Here is a 20,487-nt window from a genome sequence, read left to right on the forward strand (position 1 = left end):
GTTCGAATTCTCCCTTTGTCACGTCTGGGCAGGGTTCAACAATATGGGGGTCAGCATCCCCTCGGAGGCAACCCATTCTGCTTGCGCCACCACGGACCAAATGACTCGTCCTTGTCAATGATATCGATATCATAATTCTGGCCCGGCGGATGAGTACGCAACGCCGCCTCGTGTGCCTCTTCATAGCTCATCCCATTTGCCATGAGATTTGCCTCCGTAAGCTCATGACTCATGAAGTTCTGTTGACTGCTGGACAAGGGTGCTCCGCTGGAAATTGACCCCCTGATTCGAGCAATCATCTCGTCATTCGCTGGCGACCAATACTCGCCAGAAAGATGCTGTGCAACGATATCAATATCATTGATCGAATAGCCGCCTGAGTACCCACCGTCATTATGTACGAGTACCGGCGTGTTACCGGCCAGGACGTAGTAGGTGTGGAACTCATCGACGGTGAGGTTGTGCATGACCTTGGCGCCGGTGTACGAGCGGACGGTGGTGACGGTCATGGTGTGACCGTCGGGGGTGGCTAGGTGTTCGCCGGTTTGGAGGTCGGCGGCGTCGACCCACTGGTGGCGGGTCTGGCTCCAGAAGGGGTGGTGTTGCGTGGTACTGAGGACGCTGGCCTTGCCGTCGTCTCCGATGATGGTGACGTCGGCCAGGTCGGTGTCGTTGTTGGTGTGGACGGCATTGACCGCGCGGGTCTCGGTCCGTCCGGTTTCTGGGTCGGTGGTCAGAACCTTGTCACCGACCGACAGATCTTTGATGGGCTTGCTGGAGCCGTCTGCCAGTTCAACTTGGGTTTCGGGGTCGAAGCTATTGGCACATGCCTTGAAGAGGCGTAGGCCGGCCCCTTCAGCCTCACCGGCGAACTTCCCTGTGATGCCGGCCCCAACCATCGCACCGGCAACCTCGGGGTCGACCCAGCCTTGGTAGTAGCCTGCGGCTTGCATGCAGGCGCCGATGCCGAATGCGAATCCGGGCGTGTAGTACCCGCATTGCATTGAGGCTTCGACCTGTTCCGGCGGCAGCCCTGACTCCAGGTTCTGTCGGGCGACATGACAGGAGCTGGGCGAGACCTGGCATTCCTTGTTTTGCGGGCCGTAGCGGAGCTTAACGTTGAGCTTGCGCGCGTTTAGCGTTGGTTCGAAATGCTTGTTGCACGCGTTGTCATTGACGCAGGGTCCTGCGGATTCGCTGCCAGGCTGCTCTAGCGCACCATCGGGATCGTGGCCGTCATAATGACATCCACCGCCGCCGTGGATACACGGGTCGAGGCCGGACGGGTCCGTCAGCGTGGCAGGGTTGTTGTCGCTGTAGCTGTACCCGTTCCATTGTTGCGGATTATTGAAGTCAATCAGCGGATCTACGGAGGTGAATCGCCCGATGAATGGGTCGTATTCGCGGGCGCCGAGGTGGGTGAGACCGGTGGGGTCCTGGGTGCCGCCGACGAAGCCCTTGTCCATGCCGGGTGCCCATGTGCCGATGGTGGCGCCCCGCGGTTCGCCGTAGGGGAGCATGTGGCGTTTGGCGACGGCGAGGGTGGTGGCGTTGATGGTGAGTTCGGCGGTGCCGTGGTGGTCGCTGGCGATCCAGCTGAGGCTGGTGGCGGTGCGGATGGCGATGGTTTGGCCGGCGTGGTTGTAGTAGCGGGTGGCTTTCTTGGTGGCGCCGCTGGTGGTGTAGCGGACTTCGGTGCCGCCGGGGAGGTAGAGAGTTTTGCCGGTGGGGTCGGTGCGGATGAGTCGGTTGCCGTCGACGTCGTAGATGTAGCTGGTGGTGGCGGAGTCGGTGGAGCTGAGGACCTTACCTTCGCGGTCCCAGGTCAGGGTTTGGGTGGCGCCGGTGGTGGTGGGTCGGGTTTTGGTGTTGCCGGCGTTGTCGTAGGTGTAGTTGCGGGACCAGGTGGCGCCGACGCTGGCGGTGACGTTGGTGACGGCGTGTGGCCTGGCCGTGCCGGCGGCCGGGTAGGTGTAGGTGTAGGTGGTGTTGGTGGTGCCGTGGCGCAGTTCGGTCTTGCGGTTGCCGTTAGGGTCGAGGGTCCAGGTGTGCCAGTACGGGTAGGCGGAGCCGTCGATCTGGGTCCACGCGGTGGGCTTGGTAACACAGCTGCCGGACTCGGGGGTCCAGGCTTCGGTCATCTGCTGCAGGTAGTCGAGGGTGAAGCACTGGTGGTCTGCGGTGCCGCCGTTGGGGGTGTCGTGGATCTCGCTGACGTCACCGGCGTCGTCGTAGGTGTAGTTGTAGTTCGCCGCCTCCGGCTTGAGTTCCGGAACGACGTTGGTGCTCTTCAACCGGCGGGTGGGCTCGTCGACGGTCGAGGTGACCGCGACGCGGGAGCCGTATGCGCCGAGCTGCCGTTGGGTGAGCTGGCCGAGCTTGTCGTAAACGATGTCGTAGACGTAGATCTGCGATGCCGACAGCAGGGTGCCGGGGTCGCCGACGTCGGTGTAGCCGAGGGTCAGCTTCTCCGAGGGGAGGTCGGCCGCGGCGGGCATGGTGACCTGGTAGGGCTGGCCGTTGGCCCGGTAGCTGGTCGTGGTGGTGTAGGTGCAGGTGTTGGGTGTGGCAGCGGCGCACAGGTTCGACTCCGCCGCGGGCAGCACCACGGAGGTGGAGGTGGGCCGGCCGAAGGTGTCGTAGGCGTCGACCCGGGACGTGTACTGGTTGCCGCCGGTGAAACGGGTGGCGGAGGTCAGTTTGCCCTTGCCGTAGGGCAGCGTGTCGTACACCCAGTTGGCACGGAGGGCGCCATTGATGCTGTCGTCGCGCATGGTCGTCTTGCGGCCGAGCTCGTCGTAGGTATATGCGGTGGTTGCAGTGCCGGTGCCGATAGGGCTGGTGGCGGTGACGACGTTGCCGGCAGCGTCGTAGGTGGTGCTGGTGGTGCCCTTGTCGGGGTCGACGGCCTGGGTTTGGCGGCCGCGCAGGTCATAGGTGTAGGACCAGACGTTCGCGCCGGTGACGTCGGTGACCGTCTTCAACTGCCCGAGAAGGGTGTAGGTGTATGTGGTCTTGTCGAACTTGGCTGGGTCGTCGCTGCCCACGTCGGCGCGGTTCTTGTACTGCCGAAGCGTGGTGGTGCGGCCCTGGGCGTCGGTGATGGTGGTGGTGGCAGTGCCGCCGGCGGGTGGGGTGCTGCTGACGCGGTCGCCGCCGAAGGCGGTGGTGGCGCGCCATTTCTCCGCACCGTTGGCGAGCAGGATCTGCGCGGTCTGCCGGCCGGCACCGTCGTAGATGTTCTGGGTGATGGAGGGAATCTGTCCCTGCGGGGTGGCCAGGCTCGTGTTGACGGCGGTGTTGGTGCTGTCGTAGTAGGGGGCGGAGGTCCAGGCGGTGGCGCCGAGGCTGTTGGTCAGGGTCTCGGTGATCGTCCGACCGCCGCCGGTGGCTTGGAGCTGGTTCTGCCGCAGGCGCAGGAATCCGTCGTAGAGGTTCACCGACTTCCGGTACGCCGTGCCGGTCGGCAGGAGGGACTCGGTGGTGACCGCGGTAGGGCTACCACTGTTGCGCACCGGGTAGGTGAACTTGCTGCTGGGTGTCTGCGTGGCCTTGTCCCGGCCAGGAAGCCACACGTTGGTGAGCCCGCCGGCCCCGTCGTACGTGAGGTCGGTGACGGCGCCGTTGACGTCGGTGACCTTCGTCGGCGTCCCCCAGGCGGGTTCCATCAGGGTCGTGACGGTGTGGCCCTTCGCGTTGGTCACCACGGTCTGGATGACCTGGCCACCGTTGGCGGTGGTGTAGGCGGTGGTGGCGGTGTAGCCGCGGGGGTCGGTCGCCGACGCGACACGGCCATTGGTGTCGTAGGCGGTGGTGGCGATGCGGGTGTAGACGGGGGTGGCGCCGTTGAACTTCTCCAACTCCTCCGTGCGGACCACGTTGCCGCGAGTGGGGGCCTGCCCGAAGGAGGTGTCGTCGACGTAGGCGTCGTAGAACGACCGGGCCCGGTTGAGCACGGTGGCCGGGTCCGCCGGGGTCGGCGCTCCAGCGCATCGGACGGACAGCGTTTCGGTCTGCGAGACCCGGTCGATCATCCAGCTCGTGTCGTTGCGGGCGTAGGTGGTGCGGGTGCAGGTGTCGTCGGTGGTGATGGCCTCGTCGCCCTGGTCCTCGGCTGTGGTGGGCAGGCCGTCGCTGTTGAAGCTGGTGATGGTCTTGGTGTAGCGGTAGCCGCCGGCGGCGAGGGTGGTGCGGGTGCGGGTGATGTCGGTGTTGGTCATCCATGCCCGGGTGGTGATCCCGTCTCGGGTGCGGGTGGCGGTCGGGCCGTTGATCCACGGGTCGTTGCGGGTGGAGGACACCTCGGCTCCGCCGGGGCCGTTGTAGGTGATGGTTTGCAGCTCGAAGCCCTGCAGGGCTTCGTGGTCTTCGATGGTGCCGCCCCAGGAGTCGGTGACCCAGACGTCCTTGACGCCGCTGGCGGCCTTGTCGCCGTCCAGGCCGCGCAGGTAGCGGTGTTCGACGGCGGTTTGCTGCCCGGCGGGGTCGCCGTGGCGGACGGTGACCGTGCCGTAGCCTCGCCAGTCGCTCCAGGTGCGGTACTTGTCCTTGGTCAGCTCGTCGTTGTTGTACGCCCAGGCGGGGGTGTCGTAGTCGTACATGGTGACTTCGGTCGGCTGGTCGGTGACCGTGTCGTCGAGGTCGATGCGGGTGACGACGTACTTGTGGAACCAGTCCAGGCTCAGCTGCTGCCCGGCGGGGGCGTAGAAGGAGGGCATGCACCGTTTTGTGTTGCTGGCCGGGGACGGCAGGGTGGTGCTGGTGCAGTCCGGTCCGGAGTAGGTGACGATGATGTCGCCGCCGGTTTCGGTGTGCACGGTTTTGATTCGCCACCGGTTCAGCGCGGAGCGCTGGTCGTTGGGGCCGTCGACGCGGTTGGGCAGCGGCAGGTCACCGGTGTCGAAGGTGATTTCCGGGTCGGAGACGGCGGTGCCGCCGGCGGTGGTGACGTGGCCGGTGCGGGTGAGACCGCGCAGCCACATCGGGGTGGACTCGCCGGTGCCGGCGTTGATGAACTCCTGCCGCAGCGACCACGACTCGACGTCGGCGTAGGTGGACGCGCCGTTGCGGGTCTGCGCGGTGACCTTCGTGAGCCGGCGGGCGGTCCAGAACGTGGGAGAGCCCTGGGTGGTGCACTGGTCGCCGGACTTGCAGTACTGGTCCCACGGCGTGTCATACCACTGCGCGGTCACCGGGTCCGAGGTCCAGGCCGCGCCGGTCCAGCAGCCGGACAGGCACCGCTCGGCGGTGTCGAAAACGACCCGCAGCGGCGCGGCCTGGCTGTACTCGGCGTCCTTGCGCATGCCGTACTCGATGCGCTGCAGGTAGCCGCCGCGGTCGTAGGTGGTGCGCTGGGCGGGGTCGTTGTCGCGGCCGTAGGCGCCGGTTTCCTTGCCGTAGAAGTAGGCCATGGTGTTGGAGTTCGGGTCTACGACGTAGTCGAGGTTCCACCGCCAGGCCTGGGTGCAGGAGGCGTTGGCGAACGTCGAGTCGTAGCAGGGCTCGCCGGAGTTGTTGCCGTAGACCGGCGCGGTCCACACCGAGTCGGTGACCGGGTCTCCGCTGGCCCAGCCGGGCAGCTTGTGGTAGCCGAAGTAGTACTGGGTGCCGTCGGTGGTGGTGACCTTCCAGTATTCGTTGTCGTTGTCACCGTTGCCGCGCGCCGAGTCGGTCAGCTTCTCGACCTTGGTGCCGTCGTCGTTGCGCAGCCGCCACACCGACCCGTCCTTGATCAGCTCACCGGCGTGGCCGTTGAGTGACAAGGTGGCGTTGTCGTTGAACCAGCACAGGTCACCGGTCTTGTGATCGGGGTTGTCATCGGCACACGACTGGTACTTACGTTCGATGAAGCCGGGCCACGAGTCCCAGCCGTCACCAAGCCAGGAGCCCTGGTTGTTGGTCAGGGCGGTCTTCCCGTCGATGCTGCCGGAGGAGTAGGAGAAGCTGATCTCCGGGGCGGGCCCGCCGAGCGACGGCGGCACGCGCAGTGGATAGGACCAGGAGAAGTCGCCACTCTGGGTCGACACCTGCCACTGCCCGGCGGGCGAGAGGCTGGTCGCGGTGTAGTCACCGCTGTCACCGGACGCGCCGGACTCCGCCGCCAGCAGCGTCGAGGTGCTCGATGCGAGGGAGATGTCCGCCGACAGAAGGCTGTCGGGGGTGTCGTTGACCGCCGGCAACGGGGTGCGCTTCTGGCAGGACGCCAGCTGCGGGGTGGTCAGCGCACAGGCGGGAAGGGCTACCAGCCGCAGGCGGGAGGCCCAGTCGCCGCCGTAGGCGTCCGCGAACCCGGCATAGTCCACCTGCAGGCCGGTGCGGCCGTTGGTGGTCTTGCCGTCGGCGCGGCTCACGGACATCAGCAGGCCCTGCACCCCGACCTTCGCCGTCGCGGTCCGGTCGTGCACCGTCACTTTCACTGAATTGACGGCGTCGGCCGCGGAGTTGGCGCTGGTGCCCGACGGTGCCGAGATGGTGACCGGCAGGGTTCCGGCACGTGCCCGGACCGGCCCGGTCAGGCCCGCCCGGGTGCTGCGGGCGTTGGCGGCTACGGCCGCTGCGAGGGCGAGGTCGGCGGTGCTGGTGCCCGCTGGCCAGGCGATCTTCCTGGTGCCGGTGACCACGCTGGAGAAGGCGTGGTAGGAGCGACTCTTGCCGGGCTTGGCGTCACGCACCAGCACGCCAGCTGCCTCTTTCGGCTTCGGCGCCGTCCACTTCGGTGCCGCCTCCGCACGCTGGACCGGCTGACCCAACGCGCTCACGGTCAGCGCGACCGACAGAGCGCCGGCCAGCCACACCGACCGCCACATCCGCCGACCGAAAACCATTCCCCGGCCCCGGCCGGAATCAATTCCACTCACCACGACGCTCCCCACGCGTACGGACGAAGACCAAGACCGGCGTTGCCGGTGTGTTGCTAGAGCCCTTCACCGGGTGATCACCACCCGTCTTCCACGACGCCGCCTCTCGGTCGGCGTCGCCACCGCAGCCGGGGCCATCAGCTCCGGCTGCGGTGGCATCGGTGCTACTGGGATGCCTGCTGGCAGATCTCGGAGTCCGACAGGACCCGCTGGTAGGCGCGGGCGTCGTCAATGTCGCCACGCCAGTAGGAGACTCCAGCGCCACTAGACCAGCCACGTCCGATCGCGAACGACCCGGTTGCGGACCATCCGGCCGGCGCCGTTGCCTCGGTCATCTCACCCGCACAGGACAGCGGGTCGCCCATCACGTAGACGCGCATCTTGCCGGTGACCTGGTCGTAGCGGCCGGCCACGTGCACCCACGTGTTGTTCGATGGCAGCCCCACCGACTGCCCGGTGGCGCAAGCGGTGACGGCGCCGCCGCCGCTGCTGTCAGCCGACATCGTGAAGCACCAGCCACCCGCACCGCCGTTGGCGTCCTTGCGATACTGCAGCTCGAACCGAGAGGCCGTCGCACCGTCCTGCGCGAGGATCGTCTGCTCGGTTTGGGCCGCCAGATCCGCGGCTCGGACCCAGGCCATCACCGTGAGACTCTTCGTCGTGTCCAGCACCGGCCCGCTGGTCGTCACCCGGTCCGCAGGCGGGCCGGACAGGTGCACCGCGTTACCGAGGTAGCCGGGCACGAAGTGCGCCCCGCCGCCCAAGGTGCCGGGCGAGTGGCTGCTGAAACCGGTTCCGCTGTCCGCGGCGGTGGTCGCCGGGTCGCTCTCATCGAACGTCCACAGCGCGTAGGCGTTCGTGGCGGGCGAGACCCAGAACTGGTGGTCGTAGGTGCTGCTGGTGTTGCCGGCCTTGTCCTTGGCCTTGACATGCATGGTGTGCACCATGTCAGTGGCTGGCGTGTACGTCACCGACGTCGACGCGGTGGCCGTCGCGCTACCGCCGTCGACATCCCACGTGTACTCGTCCGCCCCCGACGCGGTGAAGGCAAACGTTCCCGCCGTACCCACGGTGGCGCCCCATTGCTTCAAGGGGTACTGGGTGGACCCCACGCTCGGCGTCGTCGGTGGTGTCGTGTCGATCGTGAAGCTGTACCACGGCCCCCAGCCACTCCACAGACCCGCCTCGTCCACCGTCGTGGCATGCCAGTAGTAGGTGCTGCCAGAGGTCAACATGGCAGCCGGCACTTGGGAGGTGGCGATGCCGGTTGCGTTACCTACCGTGGTGACGTACGAGCGGGGCATTGTCGTGCTGCTCACGACGATCGTCGCCGTCAGGCTCGCGGCGGTGCGGATCTCGAACGCCGTCTGCAAGGTCCCGCCGTAGGTGTCCTGTACCTGCGCGCGCAGCGTCGGGGTCACATTGCGCACCAGCGCCGGCGACGAGCACTGCTGGTAGCAGTCCGAGGTGGTCGTGAAGGCCAAGCCGACGGGCGGAACCGGTTTCACATCGAAGGTGGCGACCAGGTACGTCTGGTCGGTGTAGAACTTTTTCCACCGCTGCTGGTCCGACTCGTACTGGTCGCTGTCGTTGCACGCGCACAGCCCCACCCAGTACGAACTGGTGGACTTCACCTGCGATTGGAGATCATTGAGTAGCGTCGTACCCTCGAACACCGCGTCCGCGTTCTGCTGAATCGTTCCGCAGCCACCGGCCTGGTTGGCGTTACCCGCCCATGAATCGAGCCAGGTGGCCGCCGAGCCCAAGGGCGCTGTCGTCCAGCTGATCCGGCCGGTGCTCGTGGACCAGCTTGGCGTGCGGTACAGGTGTACCCACGTGGGGTCGCACGAGTACGAGTGGTCGAGCTTCATCTGGATCTCCGCCGTCAGTACGGTCGTGTCACTCATGGCCGCGGTGTTGAAGCTGAAGTACGACCGGTACCGGGCACCCGAATCGGGGCTCAGACCGACACGAGCCGCTGTCAGGTCATTGTTCTCTCCGTTGCTCGTCGCGTATGCCCACTGCGACCGCCCCCGGTTGAACGCCGGATCGATGAACAGGGGAAACGCTGACACAGGTGCCGAAAGCATCTGCGCATCCGGCGTCAACACCAGATCATCCCCGGACACAGTCAGCCCGACCTGAGCCGACGCTGCCAAGTCACCCGGCCGCTGCGCGTTCGAGATCAGGTCCGTCACGTCCTGGGAACCGCTATCGCCCGCCTCCACGGCGGCCGCGTCACTCTCCGCCCCAAGAGTTGTGGCCGAGACTCCGCCTGACGTGGATACCGACGCGGGCTGCGTCGCGTCTGTCGAGATCGACGAGTCCCACATCACCGCCGGGGATGCCTGCACCAGGACCTTGCCGGCCGCATTAGCCAGGTCAAGCCCACCGTTAGCAGTACGCGTCGCCCGCATGGTCCCGCCGAGCCCGTAGCGGATCTGCTGCAACGCTGGATTAGCGGCCGCCTCGGGCGTCAGCACCTCAAGCACATGTCGAAAGCCGGACCGGCCCGCGGTGACATGCAGATTCACACCCGGCAACACGCTGTCATAGATGGCCGTGTCACCGTCAATCCGCGGCGCAGGCAGTGCAGAGGGCCAGGTCAGCTCGAGGGTCGAATCGCCCTCGTGCCACGTCACCAGAGGCCCCGCACCTCCACCAGAGAATTTCATGTCCGCCGTCGACGCCACCGGCGCGAAGCCGTCACCCGCCGGCCGGAGCGTGGTATCGATGTCAGCCCAGCTACCGTCCCGACGGTGCACCCGCTGCGGCACCACCGACGACTCCAGCCGCCCAACGCCAGAGGCATCCACATATACCTGCGTCGTCTCGGACCGCTCGCTCAACACCTCCACGCTCTTGCCACACGCGGTAGCAATCCGCTCAGCGGCCAGCACATCAGCCACCACGGACACTGAGCACTCCTCCGCAGCAGCGGCCGAAGCAGGCACCAACACCGCTGGCACCACCGCAGCGACAGTCGCCACCAGGCCAACGACGAGCGCATGCGCCCCCGCCAAACGGCCCCACATCCCCTGCCGCGCAGACCTTCTCATGACCTCGACGCCCCCGTAGATCGATAGGTAGCGGAACCGTAGAGCAACCAGCGTCAGCGCGATAGATCCAAGATCGGCTCCAGGGGCATCCCCACATCGCTACGCTGCCCACGTACGCTTCAGCAGAGTCGACAGTGGACAAGCTGGAGCCACAAAACTCCTGGTCACGACACAGCAACCGAGCGCACACTTCCCGTTGAGTGAGAAAGTGATCTACGTCACAGACGTAGGTCCAAACTCATGCATGGGAACGGGCTAAGCAGGCCTAGAGATGCTCCCCTGGAAGGCCGGCGAGCAGCCGGTGGTGAAACCTCTGGCAGGACGCCGGTGGGTGGCGCTTGACCGGCCCTCAATCCCCAGCGCGGTGGCCACGTTGTTGCCACCCGCAAGAACCGCCCGGCCCCTCGCGCGCCGGCTGTTGTGGCACCCGGCTCTTGTCGTCATCTGATACGGGCGATCGAGATCACTACGACGCAGACCATTGTCCGCCGCCGACCGTGGCAGCGAGCAGCAGACACAAATGCGACGCGGAGGTGGGCGGCTGAGGGCGATAGGTTGCGCCGATGCGCCTGGCCGTTCTCGGACCACCCGGCTCCGACCGAAAGACCATCGCCGGCACCATAGCCGCGCGTCTCGGCGCTCCCGCCATCAGTCTGGCAGACACCCTCCAAGCCGAAATTCGGGCGAGCACCCCGGCGGCGCTCCAAGCCCTACGGCACATGAACGCTGGTGAACTCGTACCTGACCAGGTACTCCTGTCCATGATCCGCAACCGCCTCACCCAGCCCGACGTTGCCGCTGGCTTTGTCCTCGACGGCTTTCCCAACCAGGCCGTCACCGCGGTGGCGCTCGACGCCGTGTTGTTCGACCTCGGCACACCCATCAACCGGGCGATTGACCTCCTCCTGCCCGATGCCGAGGTCCTGCGCCGCCTGGCCGGCCGCCGCACCTGCCGCGACTGCGGCGGAACCTGGCACACCGAGTTCGCCGCTCCAGCGCGCCCCGATGTCTGCGACCGTTGCGGAGGCGAACTGTCCCAGCGCCACGACGACAGCCCCGAACGCATCACGGCGGGCCTGCAATCCTACCGACCAGCTGCGGCAGTCACGCTCAACCACTACGACGCACTTGGCAAGCTGACCTCCATCGACGCGACCCTCACACCGGCGGAGATCACCGCCAAGGCACTCGCATGACCCGGAGGGCTGCCCCGCCAGCCGGACACTGCAAAGCCACCCACGCGTCAGCTCGGTGAACTATTCGGATGCACCGAAGAGGTCACCGAGCAAGAAGTCCTGGTCAGGCCGTTGCCCGTGAGATCGATGTTCCAAACATTGGAGAGGCGCCGGTGGCCGACAAGTGATCCACAGCGATATCCGTGGATCTAGTTGTCAAACCCTGACCGACCCGGGCGGTGCGCCTCGTCGGCAAAGGACCTTCCGCCCGACAGCGCCGTCGGCCTGACCACTTCGGTCTTCCCGAAGAGGTCACCGACCAAGACGTTCTGGTCAGCTTTGTCGCACCCGGACACGGTGCGCATCACCTAGCGGTCGTAGCCGGGCCGATTCGGAGTGGGGCCTATGCAGCTTCCTTGCCCGCCAGCCCCCGGCGTGACAGCATCTGCGCATGGGCATCTTCGACTCCATCGCACGCGGCTTGGGTAGCCTCCGCCCGCTGTCCGTCGCGGAACTCGAAGACGAGCGCGAGGCGTTGCGACAGCGCTACGTGTCCAGCGACAATGTCGGCGAGGCGTCGAACCTCTACAGCGAGCTGCACCGCTACGACGAAGAGATGACGCGCCGCGCCAACGAGGCCTACGAGCGCGACAACCCGGACGCAACCACCAGGCACCGCGAACACGGCTGGTACCTGCCGAACGACGACTAGCCGGGGCGTGTTCAGGCGGCGAGCGCCGCGCTGAGGCGCTTGTGCACCTTCGATACGGCGTTCTCAGTCCACAGTGCGCCGGTAGCCGTGGTGAGTGTCCTTTGCCAGTGAAGTCTGTCCGTGTCATCCGAGTACGTCCGGGCCGGATTCGTGCCACTGAAGTCTGTCTCTGGGCCTGCTGAGCTGCGGTTATCTGCAGCCTGCAATCGGTCATGATCTGCCTGTGCTACTCCAATACTCGGTCACCAATCGTGAGCTGCGGGTTCGAGTGTCGGGCTGTGTCTCGCGGTGCGGACGTCGCTTCGTGTTCGGAGTCCTAGCCCGTCATGATCGGTGTTCGTGGCCGTGCGACTGATGTACCAGCTCCTCATCCAAGTCTTCTCGTGGCTGGCCTTGCTGGCGCAGTCGTCGGCGTCAAAGGACGCGGAGATACTCGTCCTGCGTCACGAGGTCGCGATGCTTCGCCGCGGCAACCCGAGACCGCGTTTCGACTGGACCGACCGTGCGGTCCTTGCCGCGCTCGCGCGGATCCTGCCGAAGATACTGCGAGCTCACCGGATCGTCGCGCCTGCGACGCTGCTGCGCTGGCACCGTCGCCTGCTCACCGCGAAATGGCGCCAGCCCAGACCACCGGGCCGCTCACCGATCAGCGACGAGCTGGCCGCGCTCATCATCCGCCTGGCAAGAGAGAACCGGACGTGGGGCGTGGTCCGCGTCCAGGGCGAGCTGCGCCGCCTTGGCCACCGGGTCGGCGCCTCCACGATCCGCCGGATCCTACGTTCCCACCGCATACCGCCGCCACGACAGCACGACGACGCCTGGCGCACGTTTCTTCGCGCCCACGCCGGCACCATCTTGGCCACGGACTTCTTCCACGTGGATTGTGCGGTCACCCTCCAGCGCCTCTACGTCGCCTTCGTGATCGAGGCCAAGAGCCGCCGGGTGCACCTCCTCGGCATCACCGCCCACCCGACCGCGGCATGGGCCACCCAGCTCGCCCGCCAGTTCACCGCCGACCTCGAAGACTCCGGCCGGCGGTTCACCCACCTGATCCGCGACCGCGACAGCCGCTTCACCGACGCCTTCGACGCTGTGTTCACCTCTATCGGCACCGAGATCATGAAGACCGCGCCACAGGCACCCCGCATGAACGCCTTCGCCGAACGCTGGGTGAAATCGGTCCGGGTCGAATGCACCGACCGGATGCTCATCGCTGGCGAACGACACCTTCGAATAGTCCTGGACACGTATGTGCAGCACTACAATCGAGGCCGCAGCCATCAAGGCGACGGACTCGGCCTCCGCGCCCCCGACGACGGCAACAACGTCATCGCCTTCCCCGCTCCGACCGATAGCATCCGGCGCCGAACGATCCTCGGAGGCCTGATCAACGAATACGAGCCAGCCGCCTAAGAGCCCGGTCAGACCCTGCGGCTACGTTTTGGACCAGCACACGGAGTTTGCCGCGCTCGGTGCGCTTCGCTTGGTCAATAAGGAAGTTTCGGATTGCTGCTAGCAGCAAACGCTCGAACGCCGGCCCCTCGGGGGCCTTCACGTAACAGGTCAAAACAAACTTATGCCCCGAACCCGGTCGGCTGAACATTTCCGCAAGCAGAACCTCGACCGCCTCGTCGTTCCACGTCGAGTAACCCTCGGGTGGAGGGAAGCTGTGCGAGCGCACGAATTGCCAACCAAGCCGCACCAGCAACTCGACGGTGGCAGGGCCAACCCAACCCGATGACCTGAGCTCCTCAAGAGCATGCTCGCCGTCCGAGCGGCTCTCGGTAAAGCTCTCGCCCGGCACGGACCGCTGCCCGACGAAGCCCCCTCCCACCCGCACACCGTCTTGCTGCCGCGTCATTCAAACCTCACCCAAGCCAGCCGTTCCCCTAACTGCAAACGATCGAACGATGAGGAGGTTACGGCCTGTCGTCTCTCGCTGCGTCACGATCTGGGTGCCGATTGGCAAACCGCCAGCCTCGCTTGGAGCGCCTAGCGCCATGCGCGGCATGCCTGTTGCGAGGCGATGCCAGCTGTTGCTGATCTTCGATGATGTGCATGGTGTGCTCTCCAGCCGGTGCCATGCTGGGTCCACCGGCGCCACGCGGGGCCAACGGGGATCAAGGATCAGGATCGCTGGCGCGGCCCGTGTGGTCCACGTGTGGTCCTCGCACCGGCCAGGCGACCGGGATTAACGCGGGTAAACGGGACCAACCCCTGGCGCATCCCGCGTCAACGCGCAGGTGGCTAGACTGACGACTCGCGCCCTCGTAGCTCAGGGGATAGAGCAACGGTTTCCTAACCCGACGCTCCGCTTGTGTCCGCAAGCCGACGACCTGCGGCTCCTCTCTTTCAGTGCCCCTGCCCTGGTCGCACGCGCGGGGCGCTGTGATCGCCTGCTTAAGATCAGCAAAGAAAAACCGACCCCCGCCACGCCTTGGTGATCCCTCAGACCACGGGGTCGGATAGCCCTGCCCACAGGGGCTTGCTAAAGACCCAGGGCGACATAGGCGGCCTCGACCGGCACCGGCTATGACACGACGGCGAGGTCGAGCGACAGCTGGTTGGGACGGCAGCACCGGTAGGCGGATTGTCAAGCCCCGGGTTTGATGGAGACGGGATTATCTGGTTTTCAGGGTTGCGTTGACCGGGTGGGTCATCGTGTGTAGGGCTTCGTACTCGGCGGGCGGGACGTGCTCGAGTTCGCCGTGCAGGCGCCGGTTGTTGTACCAGTCGATGTACTCGACGGTCGCGATCTCCAGGTCGTCCAGGCCGCGCCAGGGTCCCTTGTTGCGGACGAGTTCGGCCTTGAACAGCGAGTTGAACGCCTCGGCCATCGCGTTGTCGTACGAGTCGCCGACCGAGCCGACCGACGCCACCGCGCCGGCCTCGGCAAGCCGTTGGGTGTAGCGAATCGCACGATATTGGACACCCCTGTCGGAGTGGTGGACCAAGCCGGCTAAGTCCGCGCCTGCGGCCTGCCGACGCCAGATCGCCATCTGTAACGCGTCGAGGGCCAGGTCCGTGTAGAGCGAGGTGGCCACCTGCCAGCCGACGATCATGCGGGAGAACACGTCCAGGATGAACGCCGCGTACACCCATCCCGCGCTCGTGCGGACGTAGGTGAGGTCCGCGACCCACAACTCGTTCGGGCTGGTCGCGGTGAAGTCGCGTTCGACGAGGTCACCGGGGCGTGCGGTCTCGGGCGCGGGCGGCGTGGTCCGCGCGGACTTGTCCCGCAGCAGCCCTCGCAGGCCGGCGGCGCGCATGAGCCGCTCGACCGTGCACCTGGCGACGGTCACGCCCTGCCGGTTCAGTTCGTGCCACACCTTCCTGGCGCCGTAGACGCCGTAGTTCACCTCGTGCACGTGCTCGATCTTGGTGATCAGCTCGCCGTCACGCACCGCTCGGGCCGAGGCGGGGCGGGTCTTGACGGCGTAGTAGGTCGACGGTGCGATCTGTGCCGGCGTGCCTTGCAGCGCCTGCAGGACCGGCTGGACACCGTGCTCCTCCCGCTGGGAGTCGACGAACTCGACCTTCATCGCGACGGACGGTCCAGCTCCGCCGCGAAGAAAGACGCCGCGGACTTCAGGATCTGGTTCGCCCGCCGCAGCTCACGAACCTCCCGCTCCAACTCAGCGATCCTGGCCGCCTCCGACGACGTCGTCCCCGACCTGGCCCCGACGTCGGTCTCGGCCTGCTTCACCCACGTCCGCAACGCCTCCGGATGCACGCCGAGCTGGTCCGCGATCCGCCGGATCGCCCCGATGCTCGACGCCGGGTCCCGCCTCGCCTCGACCGCCAACCGCGTGGCCCGCTCGCGCAACTCGTCCGGGTACTTCCGTGGTGCCGCCATGACAGTGAATCCTCCGGGTGTTCGATGTCTCCATCAAACCCGGGGCGGGACAGATCGAAGAAGTCGAGCCGTTCTCGTAGCGTGTGTTCATGCCCCTGGCAGGACCGATTTGGCTCGACGACGGAGACAAGATCTCCTCCATTGCCAGCGCAGTCGTCGCGGTCGTGTCGCTCGTAGTCAGCCTCGTCCAGGCTCGGCGCTCGGCCCTGCCAGCCGGGCAGCCCGCCGCGCCGCGGCGTTGGCGCCTGGCAGTCAGTGGCGGGTGCGCTGCGGTGGGTACGGGGGCAGCGGCTGCGGTGGCGTGGGCCCCCCATGACTTCCGAGTGGCCAGCGTAGCGGTCGGCGGCTTCGCGGCCGCCGTCGCGCTCGTCGTGGCCGTTTCGGGGATCGTTGCATGGCTCCGCGCCCCGAAACGGCTGGACCCAGCCGTGCGCAGGCTCTTGGACGCCCAGCTCGGCGAGGCGGACTACCACCAGTACACGTTCGGCTCGCTGCCATTGCCCGGTGTGAGCCTGATCTACGTGGAGCAGCACCTGGGCGCTGCCCCATCCGCGCGAGCGGCCACCCGGTTCCTCGACGCCGACGAGTTCGTCAGGAACAGCCCAAAGGCGATCGTTGTCGGGGCGCCCGGTGCAGGGAAGTCGACCTTCGCGGCGCACGTCGTGGGGACGTCGGCGCGCTGGTGGACGCAGGCGCGGGTCATGTCCCGCACCAGCGCCTCGCCGATCGGCCGGCTACTCCCGGTGCTCCTGCCGGCGAAGGCGCTGGCGGATGGCAACGTCGCACACGCGCTGGCCACCCGGTGGTCGCAGGCGAGTGTAACCGCAGAGATTTTCACCCGACCCCCGCACCGACGCGTCAACTGGCTCATCATCGTGGACAGCCTCGACGAGATCTCGGCCGGCGAGGCGCGCACGCGGCTGATCCAGAGCCTCGGCGCCTTCATCGCCTCCGGAACGCGGTCACACTTGATCGTCACCACCCGGGCCCTCACGACTGGGGAGCTGGCCGACCTGACCGTCCGAGGGGCCCAGGAGTTCCACCTACGCCTGTTCGAGCAGCGGGAGCTGCAGCGCTTCGCGACGCGGTGGTTCACCGCACGGGGTGGCGGTGAGGTCGACGCGGTCGCCGAAGCGGCGCGATTCCTAAGCCATGTGCGCACCTCCTCGCTGACGTCGATCGTCCGCGTCCCGCTGCTCGCCACGATGGCAGTGCTCGTATACGAGAACGACCGGGATCGAACGCTGCCGACCAGCCGGGCTGGCCTGTACCACGAGTTCATCTGCCTGCTGCGCGGCGCACGCGACGTGTCGGTGGCCACGCCGTTCGAGATCTGGCTCGCCGACAACCTCGATCGCCTGCTCTGTGAGCTAGCAGCCGCCCTCATGCGCGACGATTCGCTGCGACTGCTGCCCTGCGCCCGCGCCTGGATCGCGGCCAACGCTCCCGCCGAGCTGCTGGCCGGGTCCGAGGCCGAGCGGCTCGGCGTTCTGCGTAACACGCTCATCGCGAGTGGACTCTGCATCTTCGCCCCGTCGCTGAGTGCCGACGGCACGATGGACGGCAGTGTTGGGGAAAGTCCCGGCATCGGCGCGCCGGGGCCGTCGCCCAGCCGCGGCGCGCCGCAGGTCGGCAACGACGTCGAGTTCGTGCATTTCACCATCGCCGAGTACCTCGCCGCCGATCCGTCAATCCACGCCTTCTCCTACGACGAGTTCCAGTCGCTCATGGCGAACGGGCGCAGCCGTGGGTTGGCGCTCTTCGGCCTTGCCCGGAGCTCGGCCGATCCATCGCAGGTCGTCGGATCGCTCCTGCGCGACGAGGACCCGATCAACGCCGGGCGGATCGTCGCCGACGGCATCCCCGTCGGCGACGAACTCCGACGGCGCGTCATCGACGCCTTGGTCGAGCGTGTGACCCGGGACCATTCGACGGTGGTGGACTGCGTCGCGGTCCTCGGCGACTTGGCCACCGACCCGGAAGTGTGGGCACGTTTGCGGGCGCTGGTGGTCGACCCGGGCCAGACGCTGTGGGCGCGCGTCTTCGTCGCGGACGCGCTCGCCGAACTCGACGTCGACGGCCCGCAGCTGCTGCAGGACCTCGTGGACCAGTCGCGCGACGGCGACCCGGAGGCGATCTGGTGGGCAGGACAGCGGCTGGCCGCCCGCGCCGGCTCGATTCCCCAGGTCGACGAGGCGACGCCCGGCTACATGGCCAGCGCCCGGTCGCTCGGCGAGATTGGCCGGCAGGCGTGCAGCAGGACAGCCACGGACAGGCAGCAGCCTGCGGCGGTCCGCGTCCGCGCCGCACGGATCCTGTACCAAGCGGGCGACCCGACGGGGGCGAGCGTCCTACACGAGCTCGTCCGCGGCGCGGGCCTGGCCCCGGACCTTCGCCTGCAGGCCGCCCGCTCGCTGGTCACCGGCAGGGACCGGTGCGGCTGCGGCGTCGAGGCTTTGCAGGCGCTCGCGCTGGCCGATCCGAAGGCCGCGACGCGCGTACCGGTTGAGATCCGCCGGGCGGCCGCCAACGAACTGCTCGCCGAGGGGAATCCTGCGGGGACCGAGGCGCTGCGCCGGCTCGCCCGCGATCTCGGGCTCTCCGGCAAGGAGCGCCGCCAGGTCATCGAACAGCTTGTGGCGCGCGACGACCCGCTCGGCCGGGAACTGCTAGCGCAGCTGCACCAGCGGCAGGCCCGCCGCGGTGCCTTGATCCGGTTCGCCGGTGCCGGTCTGGCCGTCGCTGGCCTGGTGGCTGTGGCGAACCGGGCGCTGCTGACCGGGCAGCGGCTGCCGGTCGCCGGCATCGCCTTCGTCGTGGCCGCCACCACGTTGCTCCTGACGGAAGATGTGAGGCTGCTCGGGGTCGGCAGGCCACGGGCGCTGCGAGACCGGCCGGTGCGCAGGTGGCCGCACGGCCGCGACCGTGCGACCGGGACCGCCGAATACCTCGCCACCGCCATCTCCAATACCCTCCGCGACACCCAACGGGCGCTTTCGGGCGGCGCCGTCCAGACGCGCCTGGCCCCCGTTGGGCAGGCCGTCGCGTCGCCGTCAGTGCTGGACCCGGCCGAGCTCGCGAGATGGATGCAGGACCACCCGCGCCTGCCGGTCGTGATCCTCGGCCCGCCGGGCTCCGGGAAGACGCATGTCGCAACCACCCTCGTGCTCGAGCTCTTGCGCCAGAGAGACGCGGGCGGGGCGGTACCCGTGCTGCTCCCGCTCTACAACTGGTCGGCGTCCAACCGCACCATCGAGGAATGGATGGTCGACAGACTGTCGAGGGACTACGCCGTGCCGGCTGGCGACGTCGTCGACCTGGTCGCCGCAGGCCGGATCCTGCCCGTCCTAGACGGGCTCGACGAGGTCGCGAGTGAGGACCAGCTCGGACGCGCATGGTATGAGATCAATGCCATGGCGATGCGGGGCGTCCCATGCGCCATCACGTGCCGCACCCCCTATTACGGAGGGCTCGCAGGGGGGAACGGCGCGGTGGACGCGGCCGTCTTTGAGATCCTGCCGCTGAGGCCGCAGGACGTCGCCGCGTTCATACGCGCCAACCTCACGGGCGACTGGGACAGGGTGTGGACGGCGATCATTCGGGAACTCGAGCACGACCCCACCGGCCGGTTCGCCGAGCTGATGTCCACCCCGCTGGCCGCCACGATCGCCCTTCGGCCTTACCTTGCGAGAGGGCGCAACCCGGAGCGCCTGCTACGACAGGCGTATTCGCGCGGCCGGCGGGGAGAGGCTCCAGCCGACCGCCTCCCCGATGACTACATGGACGCGTATCTCGCTGACACCGTGCGCGAGATTGACGGCTACGCGTCCGACCAGAGCTGGCATTGGCTCGCGACGATCGCCCGGCAGGCGCAATTGCAGGGCGGGATCTGGTTCAGCTGGCGCAGGGTGCAGGACTGGCTCCCATTCCCGGTGCTGCGCGCGGTCGCGGTCGCCTCCACGGTGCCGGCGCTGATCACCGCGGTCGCGGGCCTGCTGTCTGGCACGGCGCGGCTGCCGGCGGTCCTGGCCGCGAGCGGGATGGTGCTCGGACTGCTCATGATTTCCATGCGGGGCAGCGGCGGGTCGGCCGGTAACCGACCGGGCTGGTCGAGCGGCACAGCCACGGTCGCGTCAGTCGTGCAGGCCAGCGTGCTCGCCGTCGGTGCCGCGCTGCTTGGGTACGCGGGAACGGGCCGGCTCGGGGACGCCTTGGTGCTCGCCGCGGCAGGAGCGGGCTCCTTCTGGGTGACCGACGCGGGTCGGTTCCAGCTCGGCCGAGCGTGGCTCGCGCTGACCGGCAGGCTGCCGTGGCGGCTGGAGCGGTTCCTCGGCGCCACGACCCGCGCCGGCATCACTGCCTACGACGGCACCGCCCACCGATTTGCCCATGTAATGGTGCAGGATCATTTCGCCCAGGAGGTCTGATCCAGAGCCAGCCCTGAGATCCTCGAGCGCACGACGGCGGGCGGTGGTCCTCCGGCCGCCGGGACACCTGCCGCCTGTCTCACCACTTCCGGATGACGGGGCCCCAAGCTATCTACGGCAACGCTGGAAGCAACCGCACCGGACAACGGCGGACGCACCGAACCTGCACCGGTAGGCGGAGTCAGCAGCGAGTCAGCAAACGGGTTACTGCCGGCGGTGACAGAACGGCAAGGAGAGAAAGAGCAGGATCAACCGGTGTACCAGCACTAGGGCGTGTCCTGCCGATCTTGTAGTGGTTGATCGCTGACGATGTGTCGGTGGTGCGTCGTAGTGAACTGACCGATGAGGCGTGGGCGGTGATCGCGCCGCTGCTACCGGAGCCGGGCAGCGGTCGGGGGCGG

General features: G+C 67.4%; 8 protein-coding genes and 1 other annotated feature. Of the genes, 4 read left to right on the forward strand and 4 right to left on the reverse strand.

Annotation, left to right across the window (positions count from 1 at the left end):
* Positions 1–50 precede the first annotated feature (50 nt).
* Both DKT69_RS20140 and DKT69_RS20145 read right to left on the reverse strand, forming a co-directional pair.
* On the reverse strand, positions 51–6,806 hold the full coding sequence (locus DKT69_RS20140) for a polymorphic toxin-type HINT domain-containing protein (RefSeq protein ID WP_109803066.1): 6,756 nt from the start codon (positions 6,804–6,806) through the stop codon (positions 51–53).
* A 215-nt stretch (positions 6,807–7,021) separates the two neighbouring features.
* Positions 7,022–9,775: a LamG-like jellyroll fold domain-containing protein gene (locus DKT69_RS20145; protein ID WP_236648109.1), complete on the reverse strand. Its 2,754-nt coding sequence runs from the start codon at positions 9,773–9,775 to the stop codon at positions 7,022–7,024.
* A 704-nt stretch (positions 9,776–10,479) separates the two neighbouring features.
* On the opposite strand from DKT69_RS20145, the gene DKT69_RS20150 reads away from it, so the two are divergent.
* From DKT69_RS20150 to DKT69_RS20160, 3 genes are all read left to right on the forward strand, one after another.
* The gene (locus tag DKT69_RS20150) at positions 10,480–11,112 is read left to right on the forward strand and encodes an adenylate kinase family protein (RefSeq protein WP_109803067.1); all 633 of its coding nucleotides are present in this window, start codon (positions 10,480–10,482) and stop codon (positions 11,110–11,112) included.
* A 430-nt stretch (positions 11,113–11,542) separates the two neighbouring features.
* Positions 11,543–11,803, forward strand: coding sequence for a hypothetical protein (locus DKT69_RS20155; RefSeq protein WP_109803068.1), 261 nt, complete (start codon positions 11,543–11,545; stop codon positions 11,801–11,803).
* 339 nt (positions 11,804–12,142) lie between these two features.
* A complete protein-coding gene (locus DKT69_RS20160) occupies positions 12,143–13,216 on the forward strand; it encodes an integrase core domain-containing protein (RefSeq protein WP_109803083.1) in 1,074 nt (357 codons plus the stop codon).
* Here the strand turns inward: DKT69_RS20160 and DKT69_RS37835 are convergent.
* Positions 13,191–13,664 (reverse strand): hypothetical protein, encoded by a 474-nt coding sequence (locus DKT69_RS37835; RefSeq protein WP_146231152.1) that lies wholly within the window; start codon positions 13,662–13,664, stop codon positions 13,191–13,193. The two genes, DKT69_RS20160 and DKT69_RS37835, sit on opposite strands and share 26 nt — an antisense overlap.
* A gap of 760 nt (positions 13,665–14,424) precedes the next feature.
* A protein-coding gene (locus DKT69_RS20165) for an IS3 family transposase (protein ID WP_438361846.1) occupies positions 14,425–15,659 on the reverse strand; the annotation gives its coding sequence in 2 pieces (ribosomal slippage) (positions 14,425–15,380 and positions 15,380–15,659; 1,236 coding nt in all).
* Positions 15,253–15,384, reverse strand: a sequence feature (AL1L pseudoknot). It overlaps the preceding gene by 132 nt.
* A gap of 323 nt (positions 15,660–15,982) precedes the next feature.
* Between DKT69_RS20165 and DKT69_RS20170 the strand changes: the two genes are divergently transcribed.
* A complete protein-coding gene (locus tag DKT69_RS20170) occupies positions 15,983–20,086 on the forward strand; it encodes an NACHT domain-containing protein (RefSeq protein WP_161557905.1) in 4,104 nt (1,367 codons plus the stop codon).
* The last annotated feature ends 401 nt before the right edge of the window (positions 20,087–20,487 follow it).

It is taken from the genome of Micromonospora sicca (assembly GCF_003172935.1).
Taxonomy (GTDB): domain Bacteria; phylum Actinomycetota; class Actinomycetes; order Mycobacteriales; family Micromonosporaceae; genus Micromonospora; species Micromonospora sicca.